Below are 14,226 nucleotides of genomic sequence, written 5' to 3'. Positions count from 1 at the left end.
CCACGGTCACGGGTGGAGGTCGGCGATCCCGATGGGCGCCACAGACCCCCACTGGGCGGGCAAGGGCGCAGCCGTCTGCGCGATCGTCAGCACCCGGTGGGGCTGTGCCTGGCCGGACGGCGCGACCCAGGCGAGGCCTGCGCGGTCGGCGATGAGGATTCGCCCGTCTGGGGTGAAGCGGGCTTGCGCGGGATCGCCGCCTGCGGGCACCACCACGTGCCGCTGGTGGCGCTCGAGATCGACCGCGACGAGCGATGTCTGCGCCCACCAGGCCCGGGACATGGCATCGGCGGTGGAGGCCTGGGACTTGGGGGCGCCGGCCGGGCCTTCCACGAAGGCGACCGTCTTGCCGTCCGGACTGACGGTTGGCCACAGTTGGGTGTGCCCGGGGTTCGGCGAGACCGGAGTGAGCCGGTGGCCGTCCAACCACTGGATCTGCTTGGGCGCGGCCCACAGCGTCCGTCCGGCCCCGGTCTGGATGGCCGCTTGCGATCCCGTGGCCGGCGCGATGGCGTCCGTGCCGGGCAGGGTGACCGTGAGCGCCTGGTCGTGGCCGGCGGTGTCGACGCGGTGCAGCGTCAGGCCGTCGGCGGCGAGCGACGCGGAGTGGAGCGGATCGGGCCAGTAGAAGAGCGCCTGTCCGTCCGCCGTCCAGGGGCCGAGCAAGAAGCCGTCGCCTTTGTTCGCGGTCCGCAAGACGGTGGTGCGGGCACCGTTCGGGTCCCACAGCAACAGTACGTCGTGCCGGTCGATGGCATTGCCGCCGGGATCCGGGACGACTTCGAGCAGCGCCAGCCGTCCGTCGCGGGGATTCGGCACCACCTGTTGGAGGGTGGCGCCCGGCGCTGTGGAGATGGGCAGACGGTGCGGAGTGCCGCCGGGATCGACCGCGTGGACGGCGGCGGTGCCGTCGGTGTACACGAAGGTGTCGGTACTTGGCAACCATCCGCCCGTGATCACGTCCCCCGCCGCCACGCGCTGACTCGTCCGTCCGTCTGCCGCCACCAGCCACAGGCTGCACGCGGGGGCAGGGCCGGCGGCACCGGTGGCGGGCTCCTGGCGGACGACGGCGACCCATCGCCCGTCGGGGGAGATCCGCGCGGACAGGACGCGATCGCCCAGATAGACGGGATGCGCGCTCGCGAGGACATTCGCGCCCGCGGCGGCGGGGATGGAAGGCAAGACAAAGAGCCATCCGCCGGAGTCATTTTGGGACGCGGCTGGGGCGACCAGAATAGCGGCTTCCCCCATGCCGCGCCAGGCGTCGGCGGAGAACGTCATGGGCAGGGGCGGCTGCGGCTGGGAGGCGGGCACGCCGTTGCGGAGGTCGTTGTCGGTGACACGGCTGGCACCCGAGCCGGAGCCGACCGCGGCGTAAGCGGGTTGGGCCGTGTTGGCCGAAGGCCGTTGCGGCGCACTCGGGATTCCGCACCCTCCCAGGGCCATCAGGACGAGTACGGCGGCGGTGACGTGTACAGGTGCAAGGCGGTTGTGATGCATCCGAATCAGCCTCCCGATTTGCCTGTGGGTCTGTTCGATATGACGACGCAGAGCGCAGGATGGTGGCAAGGTGCGGGAGGGGATCCCGGGTGACCGGTGCTCCGGCACGGGCGGGGACATGGTATCCTGGAGGCGTTACGTCAGTATTGGGCGAAGGGTGTGACTCAGATGAACCGGTATCGTGTTGCAGTCATCCCGGGCGACGGGATCGGCAAGGAGGTCGTGCCGGCGGCGGTGCGCGTGTTGAACGCGGCGGCCGAGTTGCACGGCGGGCTCCGGTTTGACTATCAGGAGTTTCCGTGGAGCTGTGCGTACTATCTGCAGCACGGCGAGATGATGCCGAAGGACGCGCTGCAGGTCCTCTCCGACTTTGAACTCATCTTCCTCGGCGCATGCGGCTATCCGAGCGTGCCCGACCACGTCTCCCTGTGGGGGATGCTCATCCCCATCCGGCGCGGGTTCCAGCAGTACATTAACCTGCGGCCGGTGAAGACCCTGCGCGGCGTGCCGTCGCCGCTGAAATCCGATAAGGCGGGCGAGATCGACTTCGTCGTGGTGCGCGAGAACAGCGAGGGCGAGTACTCCAGCATGGGCGGGCGCATCCATGAAGGCACGCCGTTTGAGACCGCGGTGCAGGTCAGCTACTTCTCCCGCATGGCGGTGGAGCGGGTGCTTCGTTACGCTTTCGATCTCGCGGCCAAGTCGCCCCGCAAACGCCTCATGGCGGCGACCAAGTCCAACGGGATCATCCACACGATGCCCTTCTGGGACCAGGTGCACCGGGAGATCTCCAAGGAGTATCCGGACGTGTCGACCCGCGTGATGCACGTCGACGCTCTGGCGGCCTATTTCGTTTTGCAGCCGCACGAGCTGGACGTGGTGGTGGCGTCCAATCTGTTCGGCGACATCCTCACCGACCTGGGGGCGGCCATCATGGGCAGCATCGGCATGGCGCCCGCGGCCAACATCAACCCGGAACGCAAGTACCCGTCGATGTTCGAGCCGGTGCACGGGTCGGCCCCCGATATCGCAGGCAGGGGCATCGCCAACCCCATCGGCCAGATCTGGACGGCCAAGATGATGCTCGATTTCATCGGCGAGCAGGAACTTGGGGCGAAGCTCCTCGACGCCATCGAGGCGACTCTGGTCAGCGGCCGCGTCACGCCGGACCTCGGCGGCCGGGCCACCACGGATGAGGTGGCGGACGCCGTGATCGATCACCTATTGGGGAGGGGACGCGCATGAGCCGGCCGAAGGTGTACGTGCCAAACGCCATCCCCGAAGAGGCCTACCGGATCCTCGCGGAGCACTGCGACATCCGCTACCGTGACACGGAGGACCCGGTGCCGGACGACGAGGTCCTGGCGGGGGTGCGCGACGCCGACGGATTGGTCATCTATTCCCGCGTGAAGGTGAATCAGGCGGTGCTCGACGCGGCCCCGAGGCTGCGCGTGGTCAGCAACATCGCGGTGGGCTACGACAACTTGGACATCCCGGCCCTGACGCGCCGCGGAGTCGTCGCCACCAACACGCCGGGCGTGCTGACGGAGACGACCGCCGATCTCGCGTTCGCTCTCCTCATGGCGATCGCGCGGCGCGTGGTGGAGGCCGACCGGTACGTGAAGTCGGGCCAGTGGGACGGCTGGCGGCCGAGCCTGATGGTGGGCCGGGACGTGTACGGAGCGACCATCGGGATCGTCGGGATGGGGCGCATCGGCCAGGCGGTGGCGCGCCGGGCGCGCGGGTTTGACATGCGCATCCTGTACCACAACCGCTCGCGCAACCCGCAGGCGGAGGCGGCCCTGGGCGCGGAGTACAAGCCGCTCGACGACCTCTTGAGGGAGGCGGACTTCGTGGTCCTGTTGACGCCGCTGACGCCGGAGACCACGCGGCTCATCGGGGCCCGCGAACTGGCGCTGATGAAGCCCGATGCATACCTCATCAACGCGGCGCGCGGCGCAGTGGTGGACGAAGCGGCGCTGATTGAGGCGCTGCGCGAAGGGCGCATCGCCGGGGCGGCGCTGGACGTCTACGAGCAGGAGCCGGTGGCGCTCGACAATCCGCTGCTGCAGATGGACAACGTGGTCACCCTGCCGCATATCGGCAGCGCCACGAAGGCGACCCGGATCGCGATGGCGGTGACGGCGGCCCGCAACATGGTGGCCGCGCTGGCGGGCGAGGTGCCGCCCAACGCGGTGAATCCGGAGGCCATCCGGCCCAAGGCGCAGGACTGACCGCGAGAGAAGACAGGAGGGGATCTGTTGGCACAGGCGCATTCGATGGTTACGGGCGCGGAGGCCTGGTTGGAACGGTCCATCCCGGAGATCCAGGCGGGCATGGATGCGGGCGAGGTCTCGGCCTGCGATCTGGTGGCGGCGTGCTTGGCGCGGATCGCCCGCTACGACAAGGCGGGGCCGGGCATCAACGCAGTGCTCGAGGTCAACCCGGACGCCTGGCACATCGCCGAGGCGCTGGACCTCGAGCGGCGGATCCGCGGGCCGCGCGGACCGCTGCACGGCATCCCGGTGCTGGTGAAGGACAACATCGACACGGGCGACAAGATGCATACCAGCGCGGGGTCGCTGGCTTTGAAAGACTCTTACGCGGCCCGCGACGCGTTTGTCGCGGAGCGGCTGCGCGCCGCCGGGGCGGTCATCCTCGGCAAGACGAACATGACCGAGTGGGCCAACTTCATGACGCGGCATATGCCGAGCGGCTACAGCTCGCGCGGGGGACAGGTGAAGAACCCGTATGGGCCAGGGCGGTTTGACGTCGGCGGATCGAGCTCCGGGTCGGGGGCGGCCGTCGCGGCTGGCCTTGCGGTCGCCGCGGTGGGCACGGAGACGTCGGGATCCATCCTCAGCCCGTCGAGCCAGAATTCGCTCGTCGGCATCAAACCCACCGTGGGCCTCGTCAGCCGTACCGGGATCATCCCGATCTCGCACAGCCAGGACACGGCCGGCCCGATGGCTCGGTGCGTCGTCGACGCGGCCCTGCTGCTGCAGGCCCTCGCCGGACGGGACGAGGGCGATCCCGCAACCTGGCGCATCCCGGCGGATTTCCCGGCAGAACTCACCGCCGGATTGGACAAGGGCGCGCTGCGAGGGGCGCGCATCGGCGTGCCGCGGAAAGGCTACTGGGACAAGCTGCCGGCGGGAAAGCAGGCGGTGATGGAGGAGGCCATCCGCGCCCTGCGGGACGCCGGGGCGGAGGTGGTCGATCCCGCCGACATCCCGTCCGCGGACGCCGAGTGGGACCTGGCCGTGCTGGTGCACGAGTTTAAGCCGGCCCTCAACGCATACCTCGGCCGGTTGGCGCCCCATGTGCCGGTGCATTCGCTGCGCGACGTGATCGAATTCAACCTCCGCTATGCGGAGAAGATGCTCAAGTACGGGCAGGTGTGGATGCTCGAAGCGGAGGACACGAGCGGCACCCTGACCGATCCGGCGTACATTGCGGCCCGGCTGCGGGACCTGCGCTTGTCGCGGGAGGAGGGCATCGACGCGGCGCTGGCGGCCCACCGCCTGGACGCGCTGCTGTTCCCGGGAAACCTCGGGGCGGGCATCGCCGCCAAAGCGGGATACCCGTCCATCACGGTGCCGGCTGGGTATACGAAGGAAGGGGAACCGGTCGGCGCGACCTTCACCGGCCGGGCGTTCAGCGAACCGGCCCTCATCCGCTGGGCGTACGCGTTCGAACAGGCCACCCAGGCCCGCCGGGCACCGCGGCTGGACGAATGAGGCCGCGACCCGACCCGCTGCGGCACCCGCCCGGCTTGCAATCGGCCCCTTGAAGGGGCATCATGGGGAAGGAACAGACAGGACAAGGACGCCCCCGCTGTGCGCGGGGGCGTTTCAGGATGGAGCGATGCACGTTGCCGCGAATCGTCGGACCGACACCGGCCACCGAGGCCATCAACTGGATCTATGCCTCCTACAACCGTGCCAAGCCGAACCTCAAACCGGGCTACGATCGGGACGTACGCCATCCGGAGTGGACGGAACGGCTGTTGGGTGCGCTCGGCCGGCCGGATCGGCACGGGTACAACGTCGCGGTCACGGGAAGCAAAGGGAAGGGATCGCACGCCATCCTCCTGGCCGGCATCCTGCAGCAGCTGGGATTGCGCGTGGGCCTGTTCACCGGGCCTCATCTGGTGGACTTCATGGAGCGGATTCGCGTCGACGGCGAGATGATGCCCGAACCGCGGTTCGCCTCCTGTGTGCGGCAGATCGCGGACATCGCGGCCCGTTTTGAATTGCCAGATGGCCAATACCTCGGGCCGGTCGGGCTGTTGGCGGCGGTGGCGGCGCTGTGGTTCCGGGAGGAAGACACCGATGTGAACGTGTACGAGCTGGGGCGGGGGGCCCTGCACGACGACGTCAACCGTGTCCATCACGAGGGTGCCGTCGTGGCACCCGTGTTCCTCGAGCACCGCGAGCAATTGGGCCCGCGGCTGTCGGACGTGGCGTGGGAGAAGGCGGGCGTCATCACCCCGGAGACCCGTTGGGTGGTGAGCCACCGGCAGAGCGACGTGCCTCTCTCTATCCTTCGGCAGCAGGCTGTGCGGCAGGGGGCGGATCTTCAGGTCCTCGGCGAGCAGGTGGACTGCAGAGCGACAGATGGGGATAAACTGGTCATTGTGGAGGTGTCCGGCAGCCGGTTTGAAATCCGGCTGCCGGAACCGGGCGGCGGGTTTCTGGTGGAGAACGCGGCGGTGGCCATGGCGGCCGCGCGGGCGGTCTGGACGCGGCTCCGGCCCGGGCGCCCGATGCCCGAGCGGATCGATCTCAGCGGCCTCCGCCTGCCCGGACGCCTCGAGGTGGTGCGACCGAATCCCTGGGTGGTCGTCGATGGTACCATTCACGGCGCGTCCGCCCGGTACGTGGCGGCGTGGTCCGAGGCGCGCCGGGCTCGCGGCGGCCGCATTGGGGCGGTGCTGGGCCTGCCGGCGGACAAGGACGGGGAGGGCGTCTTGGCCGCGCTGCACGGTACCGTGGATTGGCTGGTCTTCGCCAGAGCGCACAATCCACACCTCTACTTCGACGGCCGCTGGGCGGAGATGGCGCGGACCCGGTGGTCCGACGTCCACGAGGCGGAGTACGCCGAGGACGCCTTGGCGTGGGCGGAGCCCAGGATGGGGCCGAGGGACGTGCTCCTCGTGCTCGGCACCCAGTCCTTTGTCGGCGACGCGTTGGCGGCCCTCGGCGTCGACACCACCCGCATCTGGCGGAATGAGGCGCCCCTGCCGGAGGTGGCCGCGCGGCGGGGCCGGGCATGACAGGAGGCTTACCGATTGCTTCTGCAGCTGGTGCTCATCGGCTTGGCCTTAGGCATGAATAACACGTTGGCGTCGGTGGCCCTGGGCACGACGAACATGAAGCGGTCCCAGCAGATGGGGACCGCCGTTTTGTTCGGGTTGTTCGAAGCCATGATGCCCGTAGCCGGTCTGTTTCTCGGCGGCGAGCTCTCCCGCGCCGTCGGTGGGGCGTCGCGGTACGTGGGCGTCGGGGTCCTGGTCATCCTCGGCGTCTACCTGCTCGTCAAGGCGCAGGAAGAGGCGCATGGACCCCCCGACCGGACGATCGGCGTGCGCAGCCTCCTTTTGGCGGTGGCCCTGAGCTTGGATAACCTGACCGTCGGGTTTGGCCTGGGGATGCTTCAGGTACCCATCGGGCTCGCTGCCGTCATATTCGGTTTGGTGAGCCTGTCGATGACCCTGCTTGGGCTCGAACTTGGGCGATGGATCGGGGCTCGGCTCACGGTCCCGACGGATCGGTTGTCCGGCATGGTCCTGCTCGGCATCGCGTTCCTCATGTTGTTCACCGGCTGATGCGTGGAAGGATCCACCATTAGCTGGTGCGCTCCAGGCTGGCGCCAGTTTTGGCTTGGGCCTGCACACAGCGGCCAGTGGTTCCATAGGTTGTGGTGATACGGAACACCACATGAAGGGGCTTGTGCTGTGAGCAAACCGTACTGGTCTGAACTGCTGGAGGATGCACTGCCGGGGAGGGTCGATAAGCCGCGATTGTCCGGCCTCACGATGGTGATCGACACCGGGATGCCCGTGGCACAGATGCGCGGTGTGCTGGAGTTGGGCGCGGCGTACATCGACTTTTGGAAGTTCGGATTCGCCAGCGCCTCCGTCTGTCCCCCGGAGCGGGTGATGGATAAGGTGAGCCTGTGTCAGGAGTACGGTGTGCTGGCCTATCCGGGCGGCACATCGTTGGAGATCGCCATCTCCCAGGGCATCTGGCGCGACTATCTGGAAGCCCTGTGGGCAGGGGGCATCCGCGTGGTGGAAGTCTCGGACGGCACCATCGATCTCCCGCTTCGCACGCGGCGCGAGATCATCCGCGCCGCCAGAAAGATGGGGTTCATGGTCCTGACGGAAGTTGGCAAAAAATGGTCTGGCTACATGCTGCCGCTTCGCCAACAGGCGAGCATCATCCAAGGGGATCTGTCCAGCGGGGCCCACTACGTGATCGTCGAAGGCCGCGAGGGGGGCCGCGGGGTGAATCTGTACGACGAGGACGGAAACGTCCGCGACTCGGATGTGGACGCGTTGGTGCGTGCCCTGGGTCCGCTGTCCACCCGGGTGATGTGGGAGGCGCCCCTCACGAAGCAGCAGGTGTACTACATTCAAAAGTTCGGCCACAAGGTGAACTTCGGAAACATTCAGCCTTGCGATGTGATCCCCTTGGAGAGCCTGCGCCGCGGCTTCCGTTCCGACACCTTGAGATGGGCGCTGGGCATCACGAAGCCGGCCGAAGAACCGGGCGGAGAGGCGGGCGAGAACGCGCGTTCCATGGGGGTGGAGGGGCAGGCTCCCAAGCCGACGCTGTGGACGGATCGGGCGGTCAATCCAAGGACCGATTCGGGGCCGGCCCTGCGGTGAATGACGATGAAGGCGAAGAGGCTGTGCGGGAGACACCGCACAGCCTCTTCGGATTTCACCTGCCACGACCGGATCAGTGAGCCGCCTTCGCCGCTTCGATGGCGGCTTCGTAGTTTGGGTGCTGGCCTGCGACCGGCACGTACTCGGCGTGAACGATGGTGTCGCTGGAGTCCACGACAAACACGGCGCGGCTGTTCAGCCGGAAGTCCTCCAGATACGTTCCGTACGCCTTCGCAAACGACATGTCCCGGTGGTCGGACAGCGTGATCACCCGGTCCACGCCGGCTGCACCACACCACCGCTTCTGGGCGAAGGGCAGGTCGGCGCTAATGGTCAATACCACCACGTTTTCGCCGAGTTTTGCGGCTTCCTCATTGAATCGGCGGGTCTGCGCGTCGCACACCCCAGTGTCGAGAGACGGGACGACGCTGATGATCTTGACCTTGCCCTTGAAGTCGTCCAAGGTCACCTTCTGAAGGGCGTTGTTGATGACTTCGAAGTTCGGCGCCTTGTCACCGGGCTTCAGCTCCGGACCAGAGAGCGGGGTCTCTTTGCCAAGGGTGAACACACGAGCCATGTGAATCATCCTCTCCGAACTGGAATTGTTCTCCCTATGTACGAGGCCGACGGTGTGAACACCTTTATCATAGCACAAGCCCGCCCGTCTGGACGAACCGGACAGGGCCGGTATGGGGCCCGATTGTATGCGCTTTTATGCGGGAGGCGGGTGTGTAGTATAATAAGGCTCGATCAACGGGAGGGGGAATCATTTTATGTCGAAAGACACCGATACATCTTTTGTCGCCGGGCTTGAAGACGTCGTTTCCAACACCTCCGACATTTGTTTCCTGGACGGCAAGGAAGGCCGTCTGGTGTACCAAGGGTACAACATCCACGACCTGGTCAACGGGAACGCCTCCTTTGAGGAAGTCGTGTACCTGCTGTGGCACGGGGAACTGCCCAATCGCCAGCAGTTGGACGAGTTCAAGCACCAGATCGGCCGTCAGCGCGCGCTGACCCCCGACGTGCTCAACTTCCTCAAAGGGGTCCGCAAAGACGCGAACGCGATGGAGGTCCTGCGTACGGCCGTATCGTTCGCCGGGATCTACGATCCGGACAACGGCGACGAATCTTACGAGGCCAACGTCCGCAAAGCAACCCGCCTTGTGGCGCAGATCCCGACCATCGTGACCACGTTTGAACGCATCCGCAATGGGCAGGATCCGATTGAACCCGATCCGGAACTGAGCGCCGCGTCCAGTTTCTTTCAATTGCTCACCGGTCAGGTCCCGAACGAGTTCACGGAGCGCGCTTTCAATATCGCCCTCATCCTGCACGCGGACCACGAATTGAACGCCTCCACCTTCTCCGCCCGGGTGACCGCGGCGACCCTGTCCGACATGTACTCGGCCATCACCTCGGCCATCGGTACGTTGAAAGGGCCTCTGCACGGGGGCGCAAACGAACAGGTGATGAAGATGTTGCTCGAGATCGGGGACATGTCCCGTGTCGAGAGCTACATCGACGAAGCCCTGGCGGCCAAACGGAAGATCATGGGCTTCGGCCACCGGGTGTACCGGACGGAGGATCCGCGCGCCACGCATCTGCGCAAGCTGAGCCAGAAAGCGGGCGAGCTGGCCGGTGAGACGAAGTGGTTCGAGATGTCTGCGGATCGAACAACTTGTCAAGGACAAGAAAGGCCTCAATCCGAACGTGGATTTTTACTCGGCTTCCCTGTATTATTCTCTGGGTCTGCCGACGCATCTGTTCAGGCCGATCTTCGCGTGCAGCCGCATTTCCGGATGGACTGCCCACGTGCTCGAACAGTACCGCAACAATCGCCTGATCCGTCCGCGTGCCGAGTACACCGGGCCGACCCATCGCCAGTTCGTCCCGCTGTCTGAACGGTAAACTCGTTGCCCTGAGTGGTGAATGCGGCAGAAAGTGACAGTGTACAACCCCTCCTTGCGGGCAGACTAAAGCCCACAAGGAGGTGATGTGAAATGCCAAGGAACAATACGCACTTGGTGTCCAACGCCTCCAACGCGTTGGAGCAGATGAAGTACGAAATCGCCACGGAGTTTGGTGTTCAGCTCGGGGGCGAGACGACCTCCCGCCAGAACGGGTCGGTGGGTGGCGAGATCACGAAGCGGCTGGTGGCCTTCGCGGAGCAGGCGATGTCCGGCCGCTGAACGGAAAAAAGAAATATGCCCGTGTTTGGCGGCAGGGCGGACGCGACGGCGTCCGCCCTGCCTTTTGACGCTGCAGGTGCAGAAGGTGCCAGTGTATGTCCGCGCGTCCTGGGTATCCTACGCTCAGGGGAGGTGAAGCCGATATGCCGAACAACAACAACTACGTGGCAAGCGGCGCGCGTCAGGCATTGGAGCAGATGAAGTACGAAATCGCGACCGAGTTCGGCGTTCAGCTCGGGGGCGAGACGACCTCGCGCCAGAACGGCTCGGTTGGCGGTGAGATCACGAAACGACTGGTGGCGTTTGCAGAGCAGCATCTGAGCGGCCGGGCGTAACCTCAGCCTGGTGAACAACCGCATCCGATGGTACCCTGTTTCCGGACGGTCCGGCGCGAGGTGTGCGCCGGACCGTCTTTTCCGGTGGACAGGTTCCACAAGCCGCGATGGAAGCGGGTTCCCGTGGCGCAGGGCGGACGAAAAGCCGTAAGAAAAACAGCCCTCGCCAGGAGGGCTGTGACGTTTGGACACCCGTCAGTGCACGGCGTTGGGTGCGGTTGTCGGGACCGAGATCTTGCTCAGGGCGTCCCCAGCTTCGTTGATGTGGATGTCCACCGTCGCGAGGTCGCCGATGGACAGGATGCCCACGATGTTTCCGCTGGCATCGCACACGGGAAGTCGCCGGATCTGATGCGTGGCCATCAGGTCCGCCGCTTCATGCGCGTCGGTGTCCGGCGTGCAGGTCACGACTTTCTGTGACATACAGTCGCGAACGGGGGTCGTGTGCGATTTGCCGGTGGCCACCGCTTTGCAGCAGATGTCCCGGTCGGTGATGATGCCGATGACCTTGTTATTCTGGCACACCGGAATCGATCCTACATTCAGCGAAGCCATCGACTGCGCCGCCTTCTGCAGCGTGTCCGTGGGCTGACAGCAGGTGACGTCGGACGTCATCAGGTCACGGACCTTCATGAAAAGACCCTCCCCGGAAGTTTGAGACGTCGGGCGGACCCCGCCCTCCGGCGTAGTATGTGCCCGGTCAAGGGGTGGTATCCCTTCAGCGAGCCATCCATTGGGCCATCTCAGACCCAGCCGCGTAGACGCCCCAGACCGCCGCGAGCAGGCGGATCAAGCCTTCCAAGGGTTCCATCGGGCCCAGCCATGCGGAGGAATCCATCCATCCCAGAACCCCCCAGGCGGCCAGGGCGAGGGTCAGCAGGCAGCACACCAGGAAAGCTTCCCGCCGCTTGGCACGGGCGCCCAGCACCGCGAGGACGCCCAGCGAGGTCCAGAGCACCGCCTCCGGCCGGGCGATCCGCATGTAGTCCCAGACGGCGCCCGTCCACCAGCCCGTGATCCCCAGGGCCAAGCACAGCCAGCCGCACAACCGGTCGTACACGCGCACATCCATCCGGCGACTCCCTCCCAGCGTTCCGTCCCCACATGCATATGCGACACCGCTCCGGCGTATGCGGACAGGCCGCATAGCCCACCTGCCTTGACGCATGTTATAGACAGACCGGTGGTGGAGGGAGGAGACGGCATGACACAGCGAGGGGCGGAGCGTCCCGATCCGCGCGAAGGGTTGCCTCCCTGGCGGGAGACGCCGCTCGATCACTGGAGCACCGACGTGGACCCCGTCATCATGGCGGGGGATGAGTGGGCGATGGACGATCCCGAAGGCGATCCGGGGCCCGGCGCCTCGAGGAAGGCCGGGCAGGTACGTTCACCGGCGGGGCGCGGTTCATGCACCCGACCCATGACACCAACTGGGGTGTCGAAGACGACACCTTTTCGACAGACGGGCAAGACGCGTCTCCCGAATAAGGGAAGGACGCCCCGGAACACACTACGCATGACCGGCGGCGTCTCGTCAGGGGGCGATCCGGGCGTCCGTGGCGCCGGCCGCCGGTGCGCACATATGGAGGCGATGACGATGCACCAGGTGGTTCAAGAATTACAGGATCTCCATCAACAGATGAGCCAGGTGATCGGCCAACTGCAGCAGATGCACCAACGCCTGCACACAGCGATGAGCAGCGCGCAGCAGCAACAGCAGCTGCAGCTGCAGACGCACGGGTCGGTTCTCCCATCGGTCCAGACGGCGATGCCGTCACCCACGCAGCAATCGGCCAACCGCTTGCCCTCTGCGCCGTCTTCTTCGGCCGGCACGCACACCCTCTCCCGTATGGCTGGGAGCAACATTGGCAGCGGCCTGCCCGCCACGCGAAGGGCGTCAGATACCCGGCTGAGTTCGGGCGTTCATTCGTACGGATCCGCATACGCCCCTCCTGGACCGTCGTCCGCGTCGACCTCCGGGATTCAAGGGCGCGGCGTCAATCCGGGCGCTTTGGCGGCCGTGCTGCGGGCGGATGGCAATCAGCCCGCCACGCCAGGGCGGCAATCGGAGCACACGGTCTACGGCCGCTTGATGTGAGGACCGGCGTTACACCGGGCGAGAGCAGGGGCTCTCGCCCTTTTTCCTGTTCAGGCAGGATGGGGATGTGATAAGGTGATGGACGGATAGGTCAAGCCGGACGGCGAGGATTTGGCTGCCGGACACGGGGACGAAGAGGGGGAGACGTGTGCGCGAAGCGGCGGATCGACGGCGCAGGTGGATGTGGGGAGCGCTCGCGGTGGTGGTGGTGCTGGCTGCGGCCGCCGTGTGGTGGTGGCGGCCGCGCGCCCCGCATGTGGCGACCGCTGTGGCGGAGCGGACCGATCTGCAGGAGACCATTTTCGCCTCCGGGACCGTACGCCCGGTCGATCGTCAGATCGTGATGCCGACGAACCTCACGGCGCCCATCGGGAAGGTGGAGGTCCACATCGGGGACCGGGTGAAGAAAGGCCAGATCCTGATCACGCTGCAGAACGAGGCACAGGCGGCGGCACTGCAGGCGGCCAAGACCAACCTGGCGCAAGCCCAGGAGACCCTGAACGCTGCACTGCAGCAGCAATCCGCTGCTCCTCCCGGCTTTCAGGGGCAGTTCACAGGCACCGTAGCCCAGGCGCGATCGACCGTGGCTCAGGCGCAGGCGAATCTCAGCCAGGCCCAGGCGGCCTACGACGCGACGCTCCTCCGGGCTCAGATGGACGGCACGGTGATCCTCATCAATCCGAGCGGCGTCGGCTCGGACGGCAACCCCGCGCCGGTGCTCGAGGTGGTGGGGGACGCGAAGCAGATCGTCACGCAGGTGTCCGAGGTGGACGCGGTCCACGTGAAGAAGGGCATGGCGGCCGAGGTGACCAGCGAGGCATTCCCTGGCAAGACCTGGCGGGTGTCGGTGCAGCAGGTGGGTCTGTTCGCGACGACCGATACGGGCGGCGGACAGGTGGAGGTCGATCTCGGCGTCCCCGCGGATTTCCCGGTGCCACTCGGTTACCAGGTGGACGTGCACATCATCAGCGCCACCCACAAGGGGGTCGTCGCCATCCCCTATCCGGCGCTGGTCCAGGACGGACAAGGGTACGCGGTGTACGTGGTGCGCGACGGACGCGCCGAACGTCGGCCGGTTCAGCTGGGCATCACGACGGACACGCGCGTCGAGGTGACAAAGGGGCTTCAGGCGGGCGATGTGGTCATTCTCAATCCGCCGGCGGGCCTGGCGTCGGGAAGCGCGGTGAGGACGTGATGACCGAGCCG

The 14,226-nt window shown here is 66.4% G+C and carries 14 protein-coding genes and 1 pseudogene; 11 read left to right on the top strand and 4 right to left on the bottom strand.

All coding sequences use genetic code 11. The annotated features are described in order from the left end of the window. Nucleotides 1–6: 6 nt before the first annotated feature. Nucleotides 7–1,500 carry a PD40 domain-containing protein gene (locus N687_RS0106705; RefSeq protein ID WP_029421121.1) on the bottom strand — a complete coding sequence of 498 codons (1,494 nt, stop codon included), beginning with the start codon at nucleotides 1,498–1,500 and terminating at the stop codon, nucleotides 7–9. A 168-nt stretch (nucleotides 1,501–1,668) separates the two neighbouring features. Between N687_RS0106705 and N687_RS0106700 the strand changes: the two genes are divergently transcribed. The 6 genes from N687_RS0106700 to N687_RS0106675 all read left to right on the top strand — a co-directional run bounded on the left by N687_RS0106700 (nucleotide 1,669) and on the right by N687_RS0106675 (nucleotide 8,395). Then, nucleotides 1,669–2,745 (top strand): tartrate dehydrogenase, encoded by a 1,077-nt coding sequence (locus N687_RS0106700; RefSeq protein ID WP_029421120.1) that lies wholly within the window; start codon nucleotides 1,669–1,671, stop codon nucleotides 2,743–2,745. Further along, the gene (locus N687_RS0106695) at nucleotides 2,742–3,734 is read left to right on the top strand and encodes a 2-hydroxyacid dehydrogenase (protein ID WP_029421119.1); all 993 of its coding nucleotides are present in this window, start codon (nucleotides 2,742–2,744) and stop codon (nucleotides 3,732–3,734) included. Before N687_RS0106700 ends, N687_RS0106695 begins: the two co-directional genes overlap by 4 nt. 45 nt (nucleotides 3,735–3,779) lie before the next feature. Then, the gene (locus N687_RS0106690; RefSeq protein WP_029421118.1) at nucleotides 3,780–5,240 is read left to right on the top strand and encodes an amidase; all 1,461 of its coding nucleotides are present in this window, start codon (nucleotides 3,780–3,782) and stop codon (nucleotides 5,238–5,240) included. Between the two features lie 119 nt (nucleotides 5,241–5,359). Continuing rightward, a complete protein-coding gene (locus N687_RS0106685; protein ID WP_051663010.1) occupies nucleotides 5,360–6,778 on the top strand; it encodes a bifunctional folylpolyglutamate synthase/dihydrofolate synthase in 1,419 nt (472 codons plus the stop codon). Nucleotides 6,779–6,793: 15 nt separating this feature from the next. Continuing rightward, on the top strand, nucleotides 6,794–7,330 hold the full coding sequence (locus N687_RS0106680) for a manganese efflux pump MntP family protein (protein ID WP_029421116.1): 537 nt from the start codon (nucleotides 6,794–6,796) through the stop codon (nucleotides 7,328–7,330). Between the two features lie 129 nt (nucleotides 7,331–7,459). Continuing rightward, a complete protein-coding gene (locus N687_RS0106675; RefSeq protein ID WP_051663009.1) occupies nucleotides 7,460–8,395 on the top strand; it encodes a phosphosulfolactate synthase in 936 nt (311 codons plus the stop codon). Between the two features lie 73 nt (nucleotides 8,396–8,468). On the opposite strand, the gene tpx is transcribed toward N687_RS0106675, so the two are convergent. Next, entirely contained in the window at nucleotides 8,469–8,972 is a 504-nt protein-coding gene (tpx, locus tag N687_RS0106670; RefSeq protein ID WP_029421114.1) for a thiol peroxidase, read from the bottom strand. Between the two features lie 196 nt (nucleotides 8,973–9,168). On the opposite strand from tpx, the pseudogene N687_RS20770 reads away from it, so the two are divergent. The 3 genes and pseudogenes from N687_RS20770 to N687_RS0106655 all read left to right on the top strand — a co-directional run bounded on the left by N687_RS20770 (nucleotide 9,169) and on the right by N687_RS0106655 (nucleotide 10,922). Then, a pseudogene (locus N687_RS20770) lies at nucleotides 9,169–10,306 on the top strand (citrate synthase). Nucleotides 10,307–10,398: 92 nt separating this feature from the next. Further along, on the top strand, nucleotides 10,399–10,587 hold the full coding sequence (locus N687_RS0106660) for an alpha/beta-type small acid-soluble spore protein (RefSeq protein ID WP_029421113.1): 189 nt from the start codon (nucleotides 10,399–10,401) through the stop codon (nucleotides 10,585–10,587). A gap of 143 nt (nucleotides 10,588–10,730) precedes the next feature. After that, nucleotides 10,731–10,922 (top strand): alpha/beta-type small acid-soluble spore protein, encoded by a 192-nt coding sequence (locus tag N687_RS0106655; protein ID WP_029421112.1) that lies wholly within the window; start codon nucleotides 10,731–10,733, stop codon nucleotides 10,920–10,922. 195 nt (nucleotides 10,923–11,117) lie between these two features. Here the strand turns inward: N687_RS0106655 and N687_RS0106650 are convergent, their stop codons facing one another. Continuing rightward, nucleotides 11,118–11,555 (bottom strand): CBS domain-containing protein, encoded by a 438-nt coding sequence (locus N687_RS0106650; protein ID WP_029421111.1) that lies wholly within the window; start codon nucleotides 11,553–11,555, stop codon nucleotides 11,118–11,120. Nucleotides 11,556–11,640: 85 nt separating this feature from the next. Further along, nucleotides 11,641–11,994 carry a hypothetical protein gene (locus N687_RS0106645; protein ID WP_029421110.1) on the bottom strand — a complete coding sequence of 118 codons (354 nt, stop codon included), beginning with the start codon at nucleotides 11,992–11,994 and terminating at the stop codon, nucleotides 11,641–11,643. Nucleotides 11,995–12,126: 132 nt separating this feature from the next. On the opposite strand from N687_RS0106645, the gene N687_RS23770 reads away from it, so the two are divergent. After that, nucleotides 12,127–13,020 carry a DUF3905 domain-containing protein gene (locus tag N687_RS23770; protein WP_156040065.1) on the top strand — a complete coding sequence of 298 codons (894 nt, stop codon included), beginning with the start codon at nucleotides 12,127–12,129 and terminating at the stop codon, nucleotides 13,018–13,020. 148 nt (nucleotides 13,021–13,168) lie between these two features. Then, nucleotides 13,169–14,215, top strand: coding sequence for an efflux RND transporter periplasmic adaptor subunit (locus N687_RS0106635; RefSeq protein WP_081841208.1), 1,047 nt, complete (start codon nucleotides 13,169–13,171; stop codon nucleotides 14,213–14,215). Nucleotides 14,216–14,226: the final 11 nt, after the last annotated feature.

Origin of the sequence: Alicyclobacillus macrosporangiidus CPP55 (assembly GCF_000702485.1) — a bacterium.
Lineage (GTDB): Bacteria > Bacillota > Bacilli > Alicyclobacillales > Alicyclobacillaceae > Alicyclobacillus_H > Alicyclobacillus_H macrosporangiidus_B.
This window is presented reverse-complemented; position numbering and strand designations above follow the sequence as displayed.